Source organism: Tumidithrix elongata BACA0141, assembly GCF_036349135.1.
GTDB classification, from domain to species: Bacteria; Cyanobacteriota; Cyanobacteriia; order Pseudanabaenales; family Pseudanabaenaceae; genus Tumidithrix; species Tumidithrix elongata.
Genome location: NZ_JAZBJZ010000094.1, coordinates 1 through 20,937 on the forward strand (window position 1 = coordinate 1; position 20,937 = coordinate 20,937).

19 protein-coding genes are annotated in these 20,937 nt (G+C 46.9%); 7 read left to right on the plus strand and 12 right to left on the minus strand.

The window, feature by feature from the left end; genetic code table 11:
* Positions 1-112: 112 nt before the first annotated feature.
* Complete coding sequence (locus V2H45_RS18870) at positions 113-1,333, minus strand: alpha/beta hydrolase (protein ID WP_330485225.1); 1,221 nt, start codon at positions 1,331-1,333, stop codon at positions 113-115.
* 321 nt (positions 1,334-1,654) lie between these two features.
* Here V2H45_RS18870 and ppk2 point away from each other — a divergent pair, with 321 nt between their 5' ends.
* Positions 1,655-2,593 carry a polyphosphate kinase 2 gene (gene ppk2, locus V2H45_RS18875; RefSeq protein ID WP_330485226.1) on the plus strand — a complete coding sequence of 313 codons (939 nt, stop codon included), beginning with the start codon at positions 1,655-1,657 and terminating at the stop codon, positions 2,591-2,593.
* On the opposite strand, the gene radA is transcribed toward ppk2, so the two are convergent.
* The gene (radA, locus tag V2H45_RS18880; protein WP_330485227.1) at positions 2,590-4,026 is read right to left on the minus strand and encodes a DNA repair protein RadA; all 1,437 of its coding nucleotides are present in this window, start codon (positions 4,024-4,026) and stop codon (positions 2,590-2,592) included. The genes ppk2 and radA overlap by 4 nt on opposite strands.
* A 106-nt stretch (positions 4,027-4,132) precedes the next feature.
* On the opposite strand from radA, the gene V2H45_RS18885 reads away from it, so the two are divergent.
* On the plus strand, positions 4,133-4,915 hold the full coding sequence (locus tag V2H45_RS18885) for a FecR family protein (RefSeq protein WP_330485228.1): 783 nt from the start codon (positions 4,133-4,135) through the stop codon (positions 4,913-4,915).
* 100 nt (positions 4,916-5,015) lie between these two features.
* On the opposite strand, the gene V2H45_RS18890 is transcribed toward V2H45_RS18885, so the two are convergent.
* Positions 5,016-6,965 (minus strand): O-linked N-acetylglucosamine transferase, SPINDLY family protein, encoded by a 1,950-nt coding sequence (locus V2H45_RS18890; protein WP_330485229.1) that lies wholly within the window; start codon positions 6,963-6,965, stop codon positions 5,016-5,018.
* A 73-nt stretch (positions 6,966-7,038) separates the two neighbouring features.
* Here V2H45_RS18890 and V2H45_RS18895 point away from each other — a divergent pair, with 73 nt between their 5' ends.
* On the plus strand, positions 7,039-8,079 hold the full coding sequence (locus tag V2H45_RS18895) for a glycosyltransferase family 2 protein (RefSeq protein ID WP_330485230.1): 1,041 nt from the start codon (positions 7,039-7,041) through the stop codon (positions 8,077-8,079).
* A gap of 15 nt (positions 8,080-8,094) precedes the next feature.
* On the opposite strand, the gene V2H45_RS18900 is transcribed toward V2H45_RS18895, so the two are convergent.
* Positions 8,095-8,697 (minus strand): TIGR02466 family protein, encoded by a 603-nt coding sequence (locus tag V2H45_RS18900; protein WP_330485231.1) that lies wholly within the window; start codon positions 8,695-8,697, stop codon positions 8,095-8,097.
* Between the two features lie 223 nt (positions 8,698-8,920).
* The gene (locus tag V2H45_RS18905; protein ID WP_330485232.1) at positions 8,921-10,729 is read right to left on the minus strand and encodes an iron uptake porin; all 1,809 of its coding nucleotides are present in this window, start codon (positions 10,727-10,729) and stop codon (positions 8,921-8,923) included.
* 448 nt (positions 10,730-11,177) lie between these two features.
* Between V2H45_RS18905 and V2H45_RS18910 the strand changes: the two genes are divergently transcribed.
* Both V2H45_RS18910 and pheS read left to right on the plus strand, forming a co-directional pair.
* Positions 11,178-11,861 (plus strand): HEAT repeat domain-containing protein, encoded by a 684-nt coding sequence (locus tag V2H45_RS18910; protein ID WP_330485233.1) that lies wholly within the window; start codon positions 11,178-11,180, stop codon positions 11,859-11,861.
* Between the two features lie 169 nt (positions 11,862-12,030).
* A complete protein-coding gene (pheS, locus tag V2H45_RS18915) occupies positions 12,031-13,035 on the plus strand; it encodes a phenylalanine--tRNA ligase subunit alpha (protein WP_330485234.1) in 1,005 nt (334 codons plus the stop codon).
* 134 nt (positions 13,036-13,169) lie between these two features.
* On the opposite strand, the gene V2H45_RS18920 is transcribed toward pheS, so the two are convergent.
* The 7 genes from V2H45_RS18920 to V2H45_RS18950 all read right to left on the minus strand — a co-directional run bounded on the left by V2H45_RS18920 (position 13,170) and on the right by V2H45_RS18950 (position 19,315).
* Positions 13,170-14,150 carry a sll0787 family AIR synthase-like protein gene (locus V2H45_RS18920; protein WP_408648831.1) on the minus strand — a complete coding sequence of 327 codons (981 nt, stop codon included), beginning with the start codon at positions 14,148-14,150 and terminating at the stop codon, positions 13,170-13,172.
* A complete protein-coding gene (locus V2H45_RS18925) occupies positions 14,150-14,656 on the minus strand; it encodes an MSMEG_0567/Sll0786 family nitrogen starvation N-acetyltransferase (RefSeq protein WP_330485236.1) in 507 nt (168 codons plus the stop codon). Before V2H45_RS18925 ends, V2H45_RS18920 begins: the two co-directional genes overlap by 1 nt.
* Before the next feature lie 195 nt (positions 14,657-14,851).
* The gene (locus V2H45_RS18930) at positions 14,852-15,949 is read right to left on the minus strand and encodes an MSMEG_0568 family radical SAM protein (RefSeq protein ID WP_330485237.1); all 1,098 of its coding nucleotides are present in this window, start codon (positions 15,947-15,949) and stop codon (positions 14,852-14,854) included.
* A gap of 20 nt (positions 15,950-15,969) precedes the next feature.
* Positions 15,970-17,001 carry a Nit6803 family nitrilase gene (locus V2H45_RS18935; RefSeq protein WP_330485238.1) on the minus strand — a complete coding sequence of 344 codons (1,032 nt, stop codon included), beginning with the start codon at positions 16,999-17,001 and terminating at the stop codon, positions 15,970-15,972.
* Positions 17,002-17,047: 46 nt separating this feature from the next.
* Entirely contained in the window at positions 17,048-17,530 is a 483-nt protein-coding gene (locus V2H45_RS18940) for an MSMEG_0572/Sll0783 family nitrogen starvation response protein (RefSeq protein ID WP_330485239.1), read from the minus strand.
* A 222-nt stretch (positions 17,531-17,752) separates the two neighbouring features.
* Positions 17,753-19,036, minus strand: coding sequence for an MSMEG_0569 family flavin-dependent oxidoreductase (locus V2H45_RS18945; protein WP_330485240.1), 1,284 nt, complete (start codon positions 19,034-19,036; stop codon positions 17,753-17,755).
* Between the two features lie 96 nt (positions 19,037-19,132).
* On the minus strand, positions 19,133-19,315 hold the full coding sequence (locus tag V2H45_RS18950; protein ID WP_330485241.1) for a hypothetical protein: 183 nt from the start codon (positions 19,313-19,315) through the stop codon (positions 19,133-19,135).
* Here V2H45_RS18950 and V2H45_RS18955 point away from each other — a divergent pair.
* Positions 19,302-20,222 (plus strand): Rpn family recombination-promoting nuclease/putative transposase, encoded by a 921-nt coding sequence (locus tag V2H45_RS18955; protein WP_330485242.1) that lies wholly within the window; start codon positions 19,302-19,304, stop codon positions 20,220-20,222. The genes V2H45_RS18950 and V2H45_RS18955 overlap by 14 nt on opposite strands.
* 299 nt (positions 20,223-20,521) lie before the next feature.
* Positions 20,522-20,908: a hypothetical protein gene (locus V2H45_RS18960; protein WP_330485243.1), complete on the plus strand. Its 387-nt coding sequence runs from the start codon at positions 20,522-20,524 to the stop codon at positions 20,906-20,908.
* Positions 20,909-20,937: the final 29 nt, after the last annotated feature.

The following is a 20,937-nucleotide window of genomic DNA, read 5'->3' on the forward strand; positions in this document are numbered from 1 at the left end:
GGGCTGGGGGGGATCCTTGGGATGTATAGCGTTTCAGGTTTTCTTATCCCGAACTAACGTTACCTAGAAAAAAGAATCTCTCCTGTATCAAATAGGATTGCTATAGGATGCTTCAACGCAAAGCCCAAGCGAGAAAGCGCTCGGTATAGTAAAGCGCAAATTGATTGCTGAGTCCTTGAAAAACCTCATCAAACGCATGATCTGCCCAAGGAATTTCAAGAAAAGCAGACTGCGTACCAGCCGATTGCAAGCGTCTTGACATCTCATTTCCAAATTTTGCCATCACAATCCTATCTTTGCCACCATAGATCAAAAGTGACGGTGGCATGGGACGATTCGCTAAATTAATCGGTGAGGCTAATCGATAGCGATCGCCAAATTGTTCGGGAGTTCCCCCCAAAAAGGTCTTCAGCATGGTGCGGCTATCAATCGGGTCGGGAGAAGGCAGATCGTAGTATCCTGCGAGTAAATCCACAGGCCCATAGTAGTTCACCACGGCTCGAATCGGCATGGACGGAGGATCGGGACTATAGGCTGCCAACATCGCTAGATGCGCCCCCGCCGATCGCCCGATTAAAGCAATCCTTCCCAGATCGGTCTCATACTCGCGCCCATGTTGCTGAATAAACTTCAAAGCCACCTGCACATCCTCTAGCTGGGTGGGGAATGTATAGCGGGGTGCAAGGCGATAGGAAATAGACCACACCACATAGCCCTTTGCTGCCATATAGCGACTAAATTTGGCGTGATCGGCGGCGCTGCCACCCTGCCATCCCCCTCCATGCACGACCACGATCGCAGGATAAATTCCCGTTTGAGATGGACGATAAATATCCAGTGTGAGGGGAACGCGATCGGGTGTAGCGAATTGAATTCCTGTAGTAAATCGAATCGGTGGGGATGGAATGCCCTGTAAGAAATCTAGAAAGCTAAAGGGTTGCGCTCGCATTTGCGACTGCATGCGATCGGGAATCTGCGCCAGATAATTGCTCCCGATCGCTTGAGCGATCGCCGATTCAGCCGCTTGGATCGTGCTGGGCAATTGACTCAGGGGAAAAAGGCTGAGAATCAGACCCATAGTACTAAAGGCAAGGGCAATGCGGTATCGCCGTAACTTTTTGGGGGATTTCAGTTGGCGTTGCTTCGCATTCCTGCGAAAAAGTTGGGTCGATTGCCATAGTGCTAGCAGTGCGATCGGGGCATTCAAAGCGGCAAGGAGGGGACTAATTTCTGGCGCACCTACCGAAAGTGGCATCAACGAGAAGATGGGTGCAGGAATCAAGATCCAACAGCTCAAGAAAAGCACGATACCGCTGATAATCAATAGCAACATAGGAGTCCCGCTTTCATAGTTTGATCACGATCGACTGAAAATTCCTTGAGGGAAAAGCACAATGAAGGCCTCTCTGCCGAGGAGAGATCGGAGAATTGAGGATTGTTTACAGTGTTTAGGGGCAATTCATGAATTATCCCTACGATTCTATCCAGAAGAAAGAATCTCGCATATATCATTTAGAATCGCATAAGTCATATCCATGATGACTATGGATTATTGTAAATATACTCAAAATAAGTACGTTTAAAAACATTTCTTGGATCTTTTGGGAAAAGGGTATAACTTCAAACAGTACCCATAAAAAACTGGGAAAAAATTATGGCGAAAAAAGATAAAGGTAGCAATCATAACCATAAAGACGCTCAAGACCATCTTGTGATGCCACCAGCAAAAGTCAAAAAAGCTGGAAAAAAAGTGCATAAATCTCCAGATTTGCTAGAGAGACTACCTAAGAAAATCTATGAGAAAGAACTGAATCGACTGCATATCGAACTCGTCAAACTCCAAGAATGGGTAAAGTATAAGAAGCTCAAAGTCGTGGTCTTGTTTGAGGGAAGGGACGCAGCCGGAAAAGGTGGCACGATCAAAAGGATTACCGAATGTCTGAATCCCCGTGTTTGTCGAGTTGTGGCATTGGGAACCCCTAGCGATCGCGAGAAAACTCAGTGGTATTTTCAACGCTATGCCGCACATTTACCCGCTGGGGGTGAGATCGTGTTGTTCGATCGCAGTTGGTATAACCGTGCTGGCGTAGAACGAGTGATGGGCTTTTGTTCCCATGAGGAATATGTTGAGTTTCTGCGTTCCTGTCCTGAATTTGAATGCATGTTACAAAGGGCTGGAATCCTCTTGATTAAGTATTGGTTCTCAGTTAGCGATGACGAACAAGAAAAGCGATTTCAAGAACGGATTAAGAACCCTCTCAAACGCTGGAAGATCAGCCCAATGGACTTAGAGGCGAGAGCCAAGTGGGTAGAATATTCTAAAGCGAAGGATGATATGTTTAATGCCACGGATATCAAGCAATCTCCTTGGTATGTCGTCAACTCTGACGATAAGCGACGGGCTCACATCAACTGTATTTCGCATCTATTGAGTCAAGTTCCCTACGAGGAACTCAAAAATATACCGATAGAACTTCCGCCTCGACAGCATGAAATGGATTACGTGCGTCCACCCATGCAGCTCCAAAATTTCATCCCTAATGTTGCTCTATCCAATGCCAAGGATAGTAAGGATAGTTCTGAGGAAATTTAAGGATCTTCAGACACTTCTGTCTCACTAGGCGAGAATTGCGTGCGCGGCAAAGCCGCCACGATCGCATCGAGTACTTTAGTAACCTGCACGAGTTCCAAGCCATAATCTTGCAACACCTGCGTTGTGGGAATAATTGCACGTTTAAACCCCAATTTTGCCGCTTCTTTGAGGCGTAGATCCAACTGCGAGACGGGGCGAATTTGTCCGCCTAAACCCACTTCCCCAATCAGCACGGTGCGCGGGTCAACCACCCGATCGCGAAAACTGGCTGCGACTGCGATCGCGACACCCAAATCCACAGCGGGTTCTCCCACATTTAACCCTCCCGCCGAGGCAACATAGGCATCTAGCTTGGATAGGGGAATGCCAATGCGTTTCTCTAATACCGCTAGAATTTGCAGAAACCGATTGGTTTCAATGCCAGTGGTCGTGCGGCGCGGCGAACTGTAGCTGGTAGGGCTAACCAATGCCTGTAATTCCACCACGAGGGGGCGTGTCCCTTCGCAGGCAACGATCGTGGCAGTGCCGGGGGCGGGTTGATCGCGATTGCCCAAAAATAATTCCGAGGGATTCGTAACTTCTAGTAAGCCCCGTTCCACCATCTCAAAAACACCAATCTCTTGAGTTGCCCCAAACCGATTTTTGACCGATCGCAGAAGTCGATGGGTGGCAAAGCGATCGCCTTCAAAATACAAAACCGTATCGACCAGATGTTCCAACACTTTTGGCCCTGCGATCGCGCCATCCTTGGTGACATGCCCCACAATAAAGAGGGTAATATTCTCGCGTTTTGCCACGCGCATCAGTGCCGAGGTACATTCCCTTACCTGTGACACCGAGCCGGGGGCAGCATTGAGATTGGCAAAATATAACGCCTGAATACTATCGATCACTGCCACAGGCGGACGCAGCGAATGTAGCTCTTGTAAGATTGTCTCTAAGTCAGTTTCTGGCATCAAGTAGAGATTTTGAGAATTCCGATCGTTTAAACCAAGCCGTTGCGATCGCAGTTTCACCTGTTGGGCAGACTCTTCAGCACAGACATACAGGGTGGGATAGCGAGTCATCAACTGTTGCGCGACGCCTAATAGCAGCGTACTTTTACCAATTCCCGGTTCACCACCAATCAGGACGAGCGACCCCGGCACGATGCCCCCACCCAATACCCGATCTAACTCTTCATAGCCTGAGGGCAATCGGGTTTGATGGTCGTCACCAATCTGAGCCAAGGTTAAGGCTTGCCGTGGCGTTGGTACACTCGATGACTTGTGGCTGGGTAATTTGGCGATCGCATTTGCGCCAATGGTTGCCGTACTAGCGATAATTTGCTCTTGCAAGGTTCCCCAACTGCTACAGTCGGGGCAACGCCCATAGCCCTGCGGGAAATCAGCGCCACACTGCTGACAAACATACCGAGATTTTGGTTTTGCCATTTTGGTTCACCGTCAAGGCAACTTAGGAGAAAATAAACTGATGGTACATTGTAAGTATGCCAACAGGTATTCCCAGCATAGTCTAGATTCTCATAGAGGTGATGTGATGAAACGTTCTTGGTTAATGCTTGTTGTGGCGATCGCGCTGCTCGGCTGCGATACTCAACCTACTGCCACCGTGCCCAGCCCTCCTACAGCGAGTTCCACACCCACGCCTACACCTACCGTAGCGAAGGAAGAAGCGATCGCCAAAGTGTCGTTAATTGAAGAAAACCCCGTATTTGTTCGCACAAAACAAACTCCCGAACAAAAATCTACGCCCAGCAAAGATGAAATCGCGGCTAAAGTCGGCATGGGACTACATTTGGCTGACATCGTTCGCACCCAAGGCAAAGCCAGAACTCAGGTTGACTTTAATAATGGTGTTGCCTTTCGGATTGGAGGGGATTCTGTTTTGGAAATTCAACCTCAAAATCGCCTCCATCTTACGTCGGGTGAAATGATTACATGGGTGCAGCCTGGTTTAAAAGTACCCACAGAAATCTCTACGCCTTTAGCAACGGCATCAATTCAGGGTACAACTGCCTATGTGGAAATTCCCAAGGATATCAATCAAGGCATTCGGTTCTTTTCTTGGGAAGGAACGGTGTCGGTTCGGTTAGCGAATCAGTCTCAAGAGATTATTTTGCTAACAGGGGAGGAAGTAATTGTCAAGCCCAATTCCACTATACTCCCCAAGGTTCGTCGTCTCGGTCTAAAAGAGTGGACAGAGCGTTCTAAAAAGAGTCGCTTTTTACGCAGTTTTAATGCCCCTCTCCCCACCCAATCCATTATCGATAAACTCGTTCCTGGTCAAGCCAGTCCCGATCAAGCTACTCCTGCAAAGTAGTATTTTGGCATTCCTTGATTGGTCTTGTCCCCATTGATTACTTCGATTGATTACTTCGATCGTATCTTGCGGCTGTATCGCTTGGGTTCGTTCTTAGCGATTAGCAGTTTGAATTCAGGGATGAGGTAATTCTCTCTTTTAAAAAGTTTTCTAATGCCCTTACGCAATCGGAATCATCATAAAGGCGATCGCTACAGTTTCTAATCCGATCGGCAATATCCCTGCGCCATTGCGGCTCTAGTCCCAGTTTGACGGCGATCGCAATGTAGTCACTTTCATTCTCAGCGATCGTATCGACAATTCCCAGAGTTTGTAAAATTGCATAGGCATGGCGACCACGCATAAATTCTCCGCCACAGGTGACAATGGGCAAACCACAGGCGATCGCTTCGTGACAGGTATTATTCCCAGACCAAGCCAGCGTATCAAGAAACACATCCGATCGCAAATGGAGGCTGAGATATTCTCTGCGTTCCTGTTGTGGCAAGATTAGGCAATAGTCTTGGCTATGCAAATCAAATTCCGCAAACGTACGTGAGAGGCGGGCAGAGAAGCGATCGGTAATTTCAGAACTGCGAGGGTGGGCGAGAAATACAAATTTTGCCTGTGGAACCTGTGCAGCGATCGCAGCGAAGATGTAGTCATACTGCGGTAAATACTTAAAGAGTGATTGACAACAGAGATAAATTACAGCATCCTCTGGTAATGGAAAATCGGCGCGGGAATTAGGTTCAAGCGGCAAAACTGGCTTGGGATATGCCATGCCAGTTTTGGGAAGGTTCACCAATGTTTCACTGTAATGAGACTGCGCGTGGGGAAGTTCCATCCATTCGCTCGATAGAAAGTAATCAATGGTCGGTAAACCCGTCGTTACAGGATGTCCTAAGGTTACACATTGAATCGGTGCAAGTCGCAGTGCCGCAATTTGAGTTGTCGGAGCATACATGCCAATGTCGGGGAAAATCAGAACGTGGAGGCGATCGGTAGCGATTTGCATACATACGGTCTCTAGGTCATTGGGTATGTGATGGAAGTAATCGCTTTCCTGTTGGTACTCCTCGGTCATGGCGTCGGCGATCGTGCCGATGTAGTAGGTATAGATCTCAAACTGCTGGCGATCGCGGTGTCGCAAAAAACCAATGGTGGTTCTACCAATGCTGTGCTGATGAAAAAACGACGAGAGATAGCCAATGCGAAGTTTTCCTGTACCCTTGAGATTTTCATGAAGCGTAGGCATGCTTCGTTCGGCTACCCATTTCGGATAACGAGCCGCCATAATTCGATGGGCTAGTTCGCCATACTGCTGTTGCAACCTGCGATCGTTTTGCCCTTGGTATGCCAGATAGAAATTGACATTGTGCTGCAATCCCCTCAGAGCTGTCTGTATTCCCGATTCTGTATTTAACTCCACGCATTCGCATAGCTTTTGTAACCCTTGCGAAAAGCGATCGCGCCAAGTTTGAATTTGAGATCGATCGTCATAGAGATTTGGCAAAACCAAATGAGAACGCCACAGCGCGATCGCATGATCGGGCTGAATCTCTAAGGCAGATTGATAGTGGGCGATCGCTAAATCCGTTTGTCCAGAAGCCGCATAGATTTCCCCTAAACTGGCATAAGTGTCAGCATCGGGCAAAATTTCTAAAACCTGCTCAAAACAAGCGATCGCCTGCTCAAATTGGTCGAGTTGACAGAACACCGTACCGAGATTGTAATAGGCATAGGCAAATTCAGGATCGATCTCGATGGTTGCCTCAAAATGGGCGATCGCATCGGCAGCCCACCCTGCCTGCACGGATTGAATCCCCAACCTGTAATGGGTTTCTGCTAACTGAATCTGCGCTTGCATCGCTGCCTCATAGTTGCCCAAATCCAGCCATGCCTCAGCCATGATTTGATAAGCTTCCACACAGTCGGGGGTTTGGCTTAAAATTTTTTGGCAAGCTGCGATCGCGTTTTCAAACTGTCCCGCCCGAAGCTCAGCCTCAGCTTGCTGATAAACTGGGAGACTGATAGGGTGCGCATCAAAATTTCGATCTGCTTCGGACATTTTTGGATTAGCAATTTAGCTCATAAAGTCACAATACAATTTCTTCAGCGTAAAAACTAAACCTTTTGCCCTTATGAGTATCAACGAAAGTCTATTCCCGCGAATCTATCCAGTTGCCCCCAATCTTCCGCGTCCTTTTTGGAGCGTGATCGTTCCTGCTTACAATCGCCCTGACCATCTCGCTGAATGTCTTGAAAGCGTACTTGCGCAGGCATTGAGTCCAGAGGAAATGCAGATTTTAGTGATCGATGATTGTAGTCCCACAGACTTAGAAAAGACAGTACAAGAGATCGGCAAGGGGAGGGTCGAGTATTATCGACATTCGCAAAATCATGGTAACTCTTTTACATTCAATACAGGATTACAAAAATCAACAGGGCAATGGATTCATCTTTTACATGACGACGACTGGGTGCTACCTAATTTTTATCGAAAATTTCAGCGATCGCTACTTTCTCAGCCTGAGACCGTAGGCGCGGCCTGCTGCCGATATGCGATCGGCGACTCAAACCGAAATTGGATTTGTCTCTCTGAGTTGCACCGTTCTACACCTGGGATCCTCCAGGACTGGCTATCGATTGTCGCAGTAAATAATCCTTTAAGCCCCCCTGCCGTTGTCATCAAACGTAAGGCTTACGAACATTTAGGTGGCTATCATTGCTTTGAAAATGGCTGCGGCGAAGATTGGGAAGTTTTTAAAAGGGTAGCGTCCTTTTACGATTGGTGGTACGAAACCGAGGTTTTGGCAACCTACCGACATCATCAAAAGAGTATTACAAGTGCAAAAGTTGTGACAGGAGTTCGTACCTCCGATCTGCATATCGGCATTGATATTACCAATACATACCTCCCTGAGAACTTGCGTGCCGAACTAACCGCTCAAGCAAAGCGTAATTATGCGCTTATGGCTTTTGGCAGGGCTGTGGAACTTCTGAATGAGGGAATTCCAGGGGGAGCGATCGGACAAATTCAAGCAGGATTGATGTTGTGTAGCGAACCCGCAGTTGTAAAAGCTTTGTTTGAGCAAGTCCTAACAAAACCCAATGCTGAGAATTTGCGTCAAGCGATCGCTGAAATTTTATTAGAAGTAGAACCCGACTGGGTAGATCTCTAAATTTACACGATCGGTTTAGGCGATCGGTCTAAGCCCCAGATTGAAACTAACAGTCACCCGCTCATCTTCACTTAGGTTCGGCTCAACACCATGCAACAGCCAACTTGGGAAAATAATCATCCTCCCTGGAATAGGCTTATAAGTTACCTTTTGAAGTGTCCAAGGCGTTAACTCCGTTAATGGAGGCATAGTCATATGCGTAACTTCTCTGGGATCTCGAAAAAACAACCCACCACATTCTTCTGCTGCTTGAACGTAGTAGGCTCCACTCAAAAGAGAGTTAGGGTGATTGTGAAGGAAGTTAGAAGAAAACTTACCGTTAACCAATGCCCAACAGTTATTCACGGTGACGGTGTACTTGCTTAGATCCCATGCTAAACAATTGGCAACCTCTGTAGCATTGGTCAGGACGATATCCATCAAAGGTTTAAATGGATGCTTTTGGTGCAGATTGTCTACACTGTGCCAACCTAAGGAGTTTGACCAATTCACCCCTTGGGCATCTCTTTGTTTTTCTGCATATATTGCGCTTAGAAGATCTTGATTAAGCTTTTCATGTGTATCTAGATCAAAATTCCAAACTGCCGTGGGAAACCAATCTGACCGATTACCTACCATACATTCTCAATCGCTCTACCTATTCATACTACATACAGTTTTGATACCAATTTGAAAAATTCTTCCCAAAGGCAATGCATAGCGATCGTCCAAAGCTCCATGACATTTAAAAAGAAATTGTACAAATTGGCGATCGATTTTCAAAAGAATAGCCCCCTCGAAGAGGGGGCTATTCACAGGCTAGTTATATAGATAACTATTTAACAGCTTCATCAGATTAAATCTAGAACGAGAATACAGTTCTCAAAGTACCGATGGTAACAGTACTATTGGATGAGTTGTTGTTAGGGTTAAATACAAACTGAACATCAGGAGTGATTCTGATATGGTCTGAGATTGGGAAGTTGTAGAACAACTCTAGGTTGGTTTGTGATGCATTACCAACATTGCTCTCAATAAAGGGTTGACCAACTGCAATTCCAGCTAGAGCACCTTTCTTGAACAAGTCAGGGAAAGCAAAGCCCACCGACCAGGTTTGAGGACTGAGGTTACTGCCTGTATAAGCTGCATTAACAAGACCAGACAAGCCAGGATTGGTTGAAGCTAGGACACCACGACCATCAATCGTACCAAAACCATAACGACCAAAGATAGCTGCATACTTAGAGAACGCCCATTCTAGGTTAACGCCACCAGTATTAAAGGTAACGTTACCAGTAGAAGCATTGGTATATTGCAGGCGGATTGCAAATGGACCCTTTGTACCATCTGAGGTTCTAGGGGCAAACTCAACTTCAGCAGTAGCTTGGTAGGGGTCACCACTCAAACCACGGTTAGAGAAGATACCCGTTGAGGCGGCAACACCGGGTGTAGCAGAAGCACCAGCGTTAGCAATGTACAAAAGACGTGCAGTAAATGCACTGTTGTTGGGGTTCCAGCTTAAGAAAGCACCTTGCCCAGCAATAACAACGGTATGGAAGGGGTTGTTGATAAAGAAGCTAGAGTTAAAGTCTACGGCTTCGTTGTTTGCAAAGCTATTAGTATCAACGTAGTCAAAGGCATTACCTTGAGCAATCAAGGTCAATCTCAGATCGCGGCTGCCAAACTCATAGGTCAACTTGTTGAGTGAGAAAGCACCACTGCTACCGCCGCCGAAATCAAGACCAGCGCCAGAGAATCCTACATTACCTGCGGCAAAGGAACCTGGTTGGAACAATAAAGCACCATAGTTATTGGCACCAGTACCGGTAGTTGCTTGCAAGCGAGTGATTAACAGATCATCACCATTAAAGCTGGTATTGAAGTTAAGACGAACCCGTGACAAGAGTGTAACGTTGGATTTGCCAGGATTTGTTGTAGCAATTGAACCACCAAGTGCATTTAATCCAGGCTGATTCAAGAAACTGTTACCTGAAGAACCACCGTTTACAGCGATGACGACCTGACCTTCAAGCTTGGTTGTTGTAGAGAACTGTTGAGCTTCTAACTTTGCAGTTTTGGCTTCAAGAGCATCAACACGGCCTCTAAGTGTAGCTAGTTCAGCAGCAAACTCTTCTTGAAGTTTTTGCAGTGCAGCGAGGTCTTCCTTGCTAACTTTGTCTGCTAAGCCGGCAGAAATAATTTCGTTGATTTTGTCTAAGCAAGCATTCAAACCAGCAGCAAACTCAAAGCGGCTGAGTGCGCGTTGACCACGGTAGGTGCGATCGGGATAACCAGCGATACAACCATAACGCTCAACTAGGGATTGGAGAGCTGTAAATGCCCAATCTGTAGGACGGACATCGCTCAATTGAGAAACAGAGGTAACATTTTGAGCCAGGGAATCATCAGGAGTAACAACCTGACTGACTTTTACTTCAGCAGATTGTGAAACTGATTGGACGGCTGGATTTTGGGAAATTTTGACAGTCTCTAGAGATGGCTGAGACTTTACTTTGATGTCAGATGCAACTGGAGCAGAGATTTTCTCGGCTTCTAGCTTTGTTGTCTTGGAGGTTGTCAATTCACCGGCAAGTGAAGGACTAGCGATGACTGCGCTAGTAACACCGATAACGCCGATAACACCAGCTAAGTTCAAATAAGAATTTTTCATACATCCACTCCTCACGAGAGTAATCGTTCCTTTAGTGTTTACTTGTATACCACAAAACATATAACTCTTACCAACCTATCTAAGGATAATGTAATTAAAATCACTCTATCGGTAGAGTTTTTCTAAGATTTACCAAGAGATACAAGCCTGTGTTTAGAGTTTATCACCTACATTTTTACTTCGCACCCTTACTATTATTGTAACCCAAAAAACATAGAGATCTGACGGATATTCGTTGAATATTGTTACTTTTTTCGTGCTTCTGTAACTAAAAGCTGCGAGTAAGTAAGGCGATCGCTTCTCTCATCAATAAGCTTCAGCCCTCAGCTAGAAGCATAATTACAATGTCAGTGCCTACACTTAAGTTGTGGGCTTTAGGTAAAATCTCGACCCTGTTAAATATCCCCGAATATCTTAAGTTCCTAACATTGAAAGTAAAATAGTTTTTATGACTTTGCCTAGCCTGAATGATGTAGAAGAGAAGCTCAATAGTAATGATTCGCGCGATCGCTTATTAGCGTTGGTTTCTTTACGAGATATCCCTGCCGAGCAAGCTGTCCCGTTGATTTTAAAGGTTATTGACGATGAAAATCTTCAAATTCGTTCGATGGCAGTATTTGCTTTAGGTATAAAGCCAACAGACGCTTGCTTACCGACCTTAGTAAAAATCTTAGAGACCGAGACCGACTACGGCATTCGGGCAGCAGCGGCTGGCGCCTTGGGATATTTGCGAGATCCTAGAGCTTTCGATCCACTGTTAAGAGCATTTTATGAGGACGTGCAGTGGCTAGTACGCTTTAGTGCAGCGGTGTCCCTAGGCAATATTGGCGATCCGCGTGCCTACGATGCCCTCATACAGGCTTTAGGTAGCAAAGAAACTGTTTTACACCAAGCCGCGATCGCAGCTTTAGGTGAAATTGGCGATCTGCGTGGCGTCGATCGTATTCTTGACTTTGTGCAATCCGAGGATTGGTTAACGCGCCAACGTTTAGCTGAAGCCCTCGGCAATTTGCCCTGTGCTAAGAGCCTATCAGCACTTAATTATATGGTCAAAGATTCCCATCCCCAGGTGGCTGCGGCGGCTGAATATGCCCGCGATCGCCTTCAGCAAAAACCGTTACAAGATCTGTAAGTGTAGCAAGGGCAATAACTTAACTTTCGCCCCTGAGATCATGCACCTCATAAACCCAGACACCACAATCCTATGGGGATAAGCAGGCTTCCTTGAAATTTCCATGTGTAAGTTTTGTCTGGTAAAGTTGATGTGACCGAGATTTCTTAAGGTTTTGCGCGAAAAATAGATGACCACTGATTTAGACAGCTTAAAAGCACAACTACAAGCCCTGTCCGAAAAAGCTACTCAGTCAGTAGCAGACATTCAAACCCCCGAACAGCTCGAACAAGTAAGGATTGAGTATTTAGGCAAAAAAGGAATTTTGTCTCAGATGCTAGGGGCAATGGGTAAGCTTTCTGTAGAAGAACGTCCTCAAGTGGGCGCGATCGCCAATCAAATCAAGCAGACTTTGCAAGAGCAGCTCGATCGACGCAAACAAACCCTTCAACAAGCCGCGATCGCCCAGCAACTAGAATCAGAAACCCTTGATGTCACGATGCCAGGTGTGATGCGATCGCCTCAAGGCAGAATTCATCCCCTGCAAGGTACGATCGATCGCATGCTCGATATCCTAGTGGGCTTGGGATTTACCGTAGCGCAAGGGCCAGAAATTGAGACGGATTACTATAACTTTGAGGCACTGAATACGCCTGCCGATCACCCGGCGCGAGATATGCAAGACACGCTTTATCTCAACGATGGCAAACTCCTGCGTACCCAAACTTCCTCTGTGCAGATTCGCTATATGGAGGAGCACGAGCCCCCATTACGGATTGTTTGTCCGGGTCGCGTTTATCGTAAAGATGATGTGGATGCCACCCATTCGCCCATTTTTCATCAACTGGAGCTATTAGCTGTTGAAGAGGGCTTAACCTTTGGCGATCTCAAAGGCACAGTGAAAACCTTCATTGAAGAATTATTAGGAGATTGTCCCGTGCGGTTTAGACCGAGCTACTTCCCATTTACCGAGCCATCCGCTGAGGTAGACGTGCAGTGGAATGGTCGTTGGTTGGAACTAGGCGGCTGTGGCATGGTAGACCCCAATGTATTTAAAGCGGTAGGCTACGACCCAGAAGCTGTCACAGGTTTTGCGTGGGGCTTTGGCGTCGATCGCGTGGCGATGGTTTTACATCAAATTGATGACATTCGCCGCTTATTTTCTAGCGATTTACGTTTCTTGCGACAATTTTAGCGATTTTTGAAAAAGATAAATATCCCGTTGGCGGAGTCTTTGACGGTGAATGCTGCCACACTGCGAAGTTGAAGTCAATGGTATTATAGCAATCGCCAGACAGGAGAATTTTGGCTTAACCTCTCTGGCGATTGCTATATTTTTTTAGAGAAACCTGTTAAAGACTCCTGAGAAAAATCCCAAAATCGAACAGATTCTTCTTGTGATTCCTGACAGGATGGATTCTGCCGCAGGATTAGTTCTGTTGTGGGTTGTACCTCGCCCACAACCTCACAAACCAAATTCTGCTGATGATACTGTGCCTGTACTTCTGCTACGCGATCGGGGCGCACGCTCAAGAGAAAGCCATAACTGGGGAAGGAAACTAGCCAACGTTCCAGAGGAATCTCAGTTGGGCAGGGAATTTTATCTAAATCCAAGATCGCACCGCAACCAGAGGTTTCTAGTAGCATTAAGAGCGTGCCTAGGATGCCGCCATTGCTAATATCTTTGCCAGCATCGCATAACCCTGATTCCGCAAGATGTGGCAGAATCGACAAATTCTCGCGGAGTCGTACGGGATCGGCTGTAGTGGCAGCATTCCAAAAGGGATAGTCGGGATGGGATTTGCCGCGAAAATCCACGGCAACCAAGAGTAAATCCCTCGGCTGGGCATGGAAGCTGGTAATTAACCGCTTGGCTCGACCTAGAATCGCCACCGATAGCGCGTTGTAGGGACTATGACAATTTGTATGACCTCCCACAATCGGCACATTGTAAGTCCGCGCCGCCGCTTTCATCCCTTCCCAGACTGCTTGAGTAGATTCTAGCGACTGACTCCAGAGGGTATCGACAACCGCGATCGGAGTGCCCCCCATCGCATAAATATCGCTGACATTCACCATTACGGCACACCAACCCGCAAACCAAGGGTCAGTTTCGAGCAGTTGTGGCAACATGCCCTCTGCTGCCAGTAATAAATAGTCATCGCCATCGGGAATTGCAGCACAGTCATCTCCCAGCAAAACCCGATCGCTGTGCCAATCCCCACCCAATGCGATCGCGGCTGTCTGAATATCCTGTTTGTGCTGAATGCTCAGCGATCGCTTTAATCGCGCTACCAATTCCGACAGCATTAGGACGCCTGCTTTGTTTGTCGCAGAAGACTGGGACATAATTCTATTCCCGCAGGATAAAAGTTAAGATCGGCTTGCATGAGGTGATGAGGACGATCTGCGATCGTGATTTCTTCGAGGGAATCCCAATGCAACCGTTGAAAGAACCGCACGTTCTGAAGTTGCACCGTTGCCAAGAAGCGATCGCATCCCCAAGTATTCGCCGTTGTCACAGCTTTGTAGATTAAGCCTTTACCAATTTGCCAACCCCTGCGATAGTCGCGATCGGTTCCCAATCTCCCCCCGTACCAAAGTCCAGGTTGCGGTTCGTAAATGCGCACCACACCGACAACGCGATCGCTAACGGTTTCAATCGCAACAATGGGATAGGCAATCGCATCGATGTCATCAACATCGTTTTGCTCAAACACATATTGCTCTTCCACAAAGATGGCATGGCGCAGATCGAAATAGGCTTTGATTTCCTGAGGCGTGGTTGCCAGTTTAAAATGATAGGAGTTGCTCATAGGTGATTTGGGATTCTTTGTGTGGGTTCCGAATTCTAGTCTTGGACTTCGGCTTTTCTCAGCCCAGCTGCTGCGTTTAAGGGTTTAGATCCCCCCCAGCCCCCCTTAAAAAAGAGGGGAGAAGAATCAAAGCCCTAGCCGCACAATAACTTCCTTCCAGTAGGGGCAATTCATGAATTGCCCCTACTGGAAGAACTACTTCTCAAAATTGGAGAGGGCGGAACAAGCACCGCATTTGGCGCAGCCAGCTTTGATGTCTTCAGAAGACATACCCGCTCGTTTCAGCATTTTGCCAATCTGTTCGTAGAGGGCGAACATAAATTCGCTCTTTGGTGCAGGGTGATTGGCGAGTGGCGTACCCGTAATCGGTACGAAGGGAACGACAAAAGGATAGACCCCCAGTTGAATTAGGCGATTGCTAATCTCTAACAAGGTTTCTAAGCGATCGCCCAAGCCTGCAAGGAGGTAGGTACTGACCTGCCCCCAACCAAATACTTTGACCGCAGCAGCGAATGCCTCAAAGTAATATTCCACAGGAACCGTGGCTTTTCCCGGCATGATGCGGGCGCGAACTTCTGGTTCGACTGCCTCTAGGTGCATGCCCAAGCTGTCAATACCCGCAGCTTTCATGCGATCGAACCAGATGAAGTCATCGGGCGGTTCGCATTGCGCTTGGATTGGAATATTTACCCTAGCTGCGATCGCTTTTGCACATTCTGTCAGATAGGCAGCACCGCGATCGCTGGTGTTAGGCGTCCCCGAAGTCATGACCAAATGCTTGACTCCATCCAGACGCACCGCAGCTTCGGTAACTTCGGCAAGTTGGGCGGGTGTTTTTCTCGCGATCGTGCGACCAGCTTCCAGTGACTGCCCGATCGCACAGAACTGGCAGGATGTCTCCGTATTGTTATAGCGCATACAGGTCTGTAGAACCGTGGTCGCTAAAACATCGTGACTGTGCAGAAGCGCAATTTTCCAATAGGGAATGCCATCGCTGGTGATCAGATCGTAGAACTTGGGTTTCTGGGGAAAGGAAATCGGTGCGATTTCGCGTTCGTCAAGCTGTAGGACGACGCGATCGGTAACGGGATCGAGGGTTGCAGTATAGGGCGATCGCGCTGCCGAACCCGTATAGATCGGAACCATTACCGTCGTTCCTTCAATCGTAATCGCTTTATGATCGGAAGGCCCCGCGCCACCTTTGCGTCCCGCCGCTCCCGCATTGCCTGTATTGGGCTCGACCCATTTCAGTCCCTGCGTTTGAATTTCCGTAATTAGCTGTTGTTTATTCATCGGCTTACTGATTGAGAACTTTAGGTCAGGGATTGGAATAGTCCATAGGAAATTTCTGGCAGGGGAGCATACTGAGGATTTGAGGTTGTGTCAGTTTCTGGTAACCTTTCATCAATTAGCGATCGCTGGGCTTGGGAATTAAGCTGCAATTGCAACAGATCGGGACGGGAATAGTGACCGACAGAGTCCATCATGCGTTTGCGTTTGGTAATGAGAGAGAAATCGAGATCGGCGATCGCCATTCCTTCGCCTTCGGTAATCGGCGGACAGAGGTGATTGCCTTCTGGTCCAATGATTGCCGTATTGCAGCCACCACTTAGAACCCTCTGTAGCTTCTCATCGGTTGTGATTTGTGCCACCTGCTCGGGTGAGAGCCAACCCGTGGAGTTCACGACAAAACAGCCCGCTTCTAAAGCGTGATGTCGAATTGTCACATCGATCTGGTCAGCGAAAATTTGACCCACTAAGGAACCGGGAAACTGAGCGCAGTGAATCTGTTCGTGTTGTGCCATCAGAGAAAATCTTGCCAGAGGATTGTAATGCTCCCAACAGGCGAGCGCACCCAGCTTTCCTACAGCCGTATCCAGAACCTTCAATCCCGCTCCATCCCCTTGCCCCCAAACCATGCGTTCGTGGTAAGTGGGCGTAATCTTGCGCCGCTTTAAGAGCAACGTGCCATCCGCATCAAAGATCAGTTGGGAATTGTAAAGCGAACCTCTATCCCGTTCGTTGACCCCCAACACCACCACGATCGCGTGCGATCGGGCAGCATTGCTAACGGCATCGGTCACAGCACTGGGAACCGTAACGGCTTCTTCGTAAAGACGCATATGTTCTTTACCCATGAGCACGGGAGGCTGTACGAAAGAAAAGTAAGGGTAGTAGGGAATAAATGTCTCTGGAAATACGACCAGTTGAGCGCCCTCTTTGGCAGCTTTAGCGATCGCATCCAAGACTTTCTCAGTTGTGCGATCGCGACTAAATAGAACGGGACTGATCTGTACGGCAGCAGCTCTGATTTTACGCGAATAATCGAGGTGTGAGGAATCCATGCAAATATTTGCGAATGTTTTGATTGAATGCTTTTATTGAATATTTCTACAATGTCCAAGTATCCAAAATGAAGGCATTATCCTTACGATGCATGAGTACGATATCCAACACATCCAAAGGACTAATTGGGCGAATACCGGGGATGAGAGAAGGTTCGCCATGACCGTAGAGAGCCTGTAAGGCAAAGCGACAGGCATAGACCTTGCCACCTTCAGACATAAATTTGGTGATTTGATCGTTGAAATTTTGATGTCCGGGGAATGCCGCATCTCCTAATTTTGGAAATCCACGTTGCACGCCTAACGTTACACCGGGACCATAGAGCAAAATAGAAGTTTCAAAGCCCTTGCGCTGTAGGCGCGTCGCTTGGAGCAAATTCACAAAGCCGATCGAACCTTCAAAGGCAACCGTGTGGAACGTCACCAACGCTTTCTCACCGGGGTCTGCTTTGACATCAGGGAATACCTTCTCTTCGTAATCGACAAAGAAATCACCAGTTTGATGTGCGGGTTTAGTTACTTCAGGCATGATTGTCTCCTTACTTAAATATTTGTTGCAGTACTAACGGCATGGTTGACAGATTACGTGCTGGCTGAGAGCATGTTTTGTAACACGCAATACGGAATTGCGAAGTCTATCCATATAACTAGGGGTGGCGATCGCAATGTCAGGAACTCACAAAAATCGCACCTAGATACCTATCGATTTCGATAGTTCTTTCAAGTTCCTTGGGGATTCTGGTAACATTTGCTACGAACCGAGAAGGAATTCATTCACGACGCTCCAAGCACTCGGATAGGCAACTTTTTTTCTTGCCACGATGCGTTCTGCCAAGTAACTGGCATCCCTTGCCACGCCTGAGAATCTTCCCGAACCCCATGTATAGAGCCAAGGCAAGCCTAAAAAGTAGAATCCTCCGACATCCGTAACCCCGCGCTTGTGACCGGGGTAGCCCTTGCCATCAAATACTGGAATCTCAATCCAACTAAAATCAGAATGAAATCCCGTACTCCAGATCACAGCGCCGATATTCGCTTGGATATAATCAATCTCTAAAATCGAGGCTGTTGGCTCCCAAACAGGTTTATAGGGCGGATCGCTCGGGGCTTCAATCTGATTCTTCTCAATAAATCCATCAATGGTTTTCTTGATATTCTCAGCTACTGCGTCAGCGCCATCTAGGTTTTGCTTGAGGTCGTCAAAAAATTCCAACTTGGTTTTGGCGATCGCTTTCAACCTGCCATGCAGTTGCATTCCCTCTAGGGCAAATTGCCGCAGATCGATCTCGCGACCGCCATCCCGACCTGTGACATAGTGATTGGTATTGGTTCTCGCCTTCTCTTTTTGGGGATGATCGTCAATTGACAGATCGTAGTAACCCATTTGGTCGAGCCATTCCACCACATCTTTACCGCGATATCGACGCGGCGATCGCGGCGCACTGCCTACACATAAATGTACCTGTTTGCCTGCGAGGTGGAGGTCTTCCGCAATCTGACAGCCCGATTGTCCCGTACCTACGACTAATACAGCGCGATCGCCTGGTAAATCTGGCGTTTTATATTGAGAGGAATGAATCTGTACGATATCCTCTGGCAAGCGCTCTGCCATTTTGGGTAGTTTGGGCGTATGGTAACCTCCCACAGCAATCACGACTTGATCGGCAGTAAAGTCTCCAATGGAGGTTGTGACTTCAAAGACATTCCGCGCTTCATTCTTGCGAACTTTTGACACGGCAACACCCTCTTTAATTGGCGGATCGAAGGAGGCAGCGTAGTCCTCTATATACTTCACGATTTCATCCTTTTGCATAAATCCGTTGGGGTCGTTCCCTGGGTAGGGATAGCCTGGTAGTTGGCATTGCCAGTTGGGTGTGACCAAACAAAAGGTGTCCCAGCGGTGGGTACGCCAAGAATGTCCGATTTGATTTTTTTCAAAGACGATGTGGTCGATGCCTCTTTCCTTTAAGCAGTAGCTCATCGAAAGACCTGCCTGACCGCCACCGACAATTACGACAGAATAATGTGCGCTCATTCGCTAATTTCTCTTTCTCATAAGCGATTGGAATGTTGTTAGGTTAAGCGCTGGCTGAGAGAAGATTTTGTAACAGGGAATACGGAAGAGGGAAGTCTAGCGATAAGGGTAGGAGTGGAAACTTGCGATCGCCGAACTATCTTTAACCCTTGACGAATATCTATCTAAATCGTTAGGCATGACAAAAATCAGTTGCGTTGATGATGCATAACGTCGAAATTGCTGTGCGATCGCATGCACCGAATAATCTGCTAAAATCGCCCGCATGTTTGACAACATCTGTAAATTTCTAGCAGAAAATTTCCCACAGGATTTTGCTTCATGGCTGATTGGCGAACCAATTCCCCTAACGGAGCTAAGTCCGACGGAACTCTCTTTAGAACCAATTCGAGCTGATTCGTTAATTTTGCTGCAAAGCCAGAATCTCGTGTTGCATTTGGAATTTCAAACGCAGCCAGACGCATCGATGCCTTTTCGGATGCTTGACTATCGCGTTCGCGTTTATCGGCGTTTCCCAGAGAAACAAATGCGACAGGTGGTAATTTATCTGATGCCTACGAGTTCAGAAATGGTTTACCAAACGAGTTTTAGCATACCTGGCACACACCATGAGTTTGAGGCGATCAGGTTATGGGAGCAGCCTACTGAAGTGTTCCAACAGTTTGAGGGCTTGTTGCCCTTTGCGGTGTTGAGTCAGACGCGCAATCGTGAAGAAACTTTACGGTTAGTGGCACATCGGATCGAGGAAATTAGCGATCGCAAGGTGCAAAGTAATGTGGCGGCTTCGACTTATGTGTTGGCTGGGTTAGTATTAGAAAAGCAATTAATTCAACGTTTATTGCGGAGTGACATTATGAAAGAGTCTGTAACTTATCAAGAAATCTTGGCTGAGGGTTTAGCTGAGGGTAAGCAAAAAGGTTTACAGCAGGGTTTACAGCAAGGTTTACAGCAGGGTTTACAGCAAGGCAAACAACTTGGTTTACAGCAGGGCTTACAGCAGGGCTTACAGCAGGGTCAGATTGTTATGCTGTTGCGTTTGTTGACTCACAAGTTTGGAAAGGTAAGCCCTAGAGTCAAGTCTCGGATCTCGAAGTTGTCTGTGTCACAACTTGAGGATTTGGCTGAGGCGGTTTTAGATTTTGAAACGGTTGCCGATTTGAACGCATGGCTGCGGAGTCACCCATAAACCTCACGCGATCGCAAATCACCTTAAAAGCATAGAGCGATCGCGATGAATTCCATTGAATTGCGGTGCGCTTATTTGGAATAGCTTGAATAAATTTTGGAAATCTCATACCAATTTAAAGACTGAGGGTAACAGATCTAGCATGTCGATAAGAATTACAGTGTCTTGCATTTCCTATCTGTTGCTGTCCCCAATTAAATTGGTATCAAAAAAATAAGCGAACTATGAGGATTTAGTTTTAAATCTTTCTAAATCTCAAAATAAACGCTATGATTACCTGAAACAATTAAGATAAACCAATGAAAACTATGCGATGCTTTCTGGGGTTGAGCTTATCACTTTCCATCCTAACTGCATCAATAGTCGTAGATTTTATAGGCTCATCTACTTGCTTGTTAGCTGAGGAATTAAAACAGTTAAAACCGAAGCATTATGCTGAAATGGTTGAAGAAGTATGGTCGGTGATAAACCGAGACTACATAGCCGATAAGTTTAAACTTACGAACTGGAACTCGGTTCGTGATGAGTACTTTAACCGTAACTATAATTCTCAAGAAGAGGCTTACAAAGCCATCCGAGAAATGCTAGAGCGTTTAGGCGATAGTGATAACGAATTTATTACAGCTGCTTCGGTTAGAAAGTTGGAGGATATGTCTGAAGATCCTAAGTACAGGACAAAAGATTGAGAGCATTAGAAAAGGCATCAGCGTTGAGT

Coding starts and splice junctions, on each gene's coding strand:
- V2H45_RS18885 (WP_330485228.1), top strand. CDS start 4,133: ATGAAACGTTCTTGGTTAATGCTTGTTGTGGCGATCGCGCTGCTCGGC.
- V2H45_RS18890 (WP_330485229.1), bottom strand. CDS start 6,965: ATGTCCGAAGCAGATCGAAATTTTGATGCGCACCCTATCAGTCTCCCA.
- V2H45_RS18905 (WP_330485232.1), bottom strand. CDS start 10,729: ATGAAAAATTCTTATTTGAACTTAGCTGGTGTTATCGGCGTTATCGGT.
- pheS (WP_330485234.1), top strand. CDS start 12,031: ATGACCACTGATTTAGACAGCTTAAAAGCACAACTACAAGCCCTGTCC.
- V2H45_RS18900 (WP_330485231.1), bottom strand. CDS start 8,697: ATGGTAGGTAATCGGTCAGATTGGTTTCCCACGGCAGTTTGGAATTTT.
- V2H45_RS18920 (WP_408648831.1), bottom strand. CDS start 14,150: ATGCTGTCGGAATTGGTAGCGCGATTAAAGCGATCGCTGAGCATTCAG.
- ppk2 (WP_330485226.1), top strand. CDS start 1,655: ATGGCGAAAAAAGATAAAGGTAGCAATCATAACCATAAAGACGCTCAA.
- V2H45_RS18910 (WP_330485233.1), top strand. CDS start 11,178: ATGACTTTGCCTAGCCTGAATGATGTAGAAGAGAAGCTCAATAGTAAT.
- V2H45_RS18960 (WP_330485243.1), top strand. CDS start 20,522: ATGAAAACTATGCGATGCTTTCTGGGGTTGAGCTTATCACTTTCCATC.
- V2H45_RS18940 (WP_330485239.1), bottom strand. CDS start 17,530: ATGCCTGAAGTAACTAAACCCGCACATCAAACTGGTGATTTCTTTGTC.
- V2H45_RS18925 (WP_330485236.1), bottom strand. CDS start 14,656: ATGAGCAACTCCTATCATTTTAAACTGGCAACCACGCCTCAGGAAATC.
- V2H45_RS18950 (WP_330485241.1), bottom strand. CDS start 19,315: ATGTTGTCAAACATGCGGGCGATTTTAGCAGATTATTCGGTGCATGCG.
- V2H45_RS18945 (WP_330485240.1), bottom strand. CDS start 19,036: ATGAGCGCACATTATTCTGTCGTAATTGTCGGTGGCGGTCAGGCAGGT.
- V2H45_RS18955 (WP_330485242.1), top strand. CDS start 19,302: ATGTTTGACAACATCTGTAAATTTCTAGCAGAAAATTTCCCACAGGAT.
- V2H45_RS18930 (WP_330485237.1), bottom strand. CDS start 15,949: ATGAATAAACAACAGCTAATTACGGAAATTCAAACGCAGGGACTGAAA.
- V2H45_RS18895 (WP_330485230.1), top strand. CDS start 7,039: ATGAGTATCAACGAAAGTCTATTCCCGCGAATCTATCCAGTTGCCCCC.
- V2H45_RS18935 (WP_330485238.1), bottom strand. CDS start 17,001: ATGGATTCCTCACACCTCGATTATTCGCGTAAAATCAGAGCTGCTGCC.
- V2H45_RS18870 (WP_330485225.1), bottom strand. CDS start 1,333: ATGTTGCTATTGATTATCAGCGGTATCGTGCTTTTCTTGAGCTGTTGG.
- radA (WP_330485227.1), bottom strand. CDS start 4,026: ATGGCAAAACCAAAATCTCGGTATGTTTGTCAGCAGTGTGGCGCTGAT.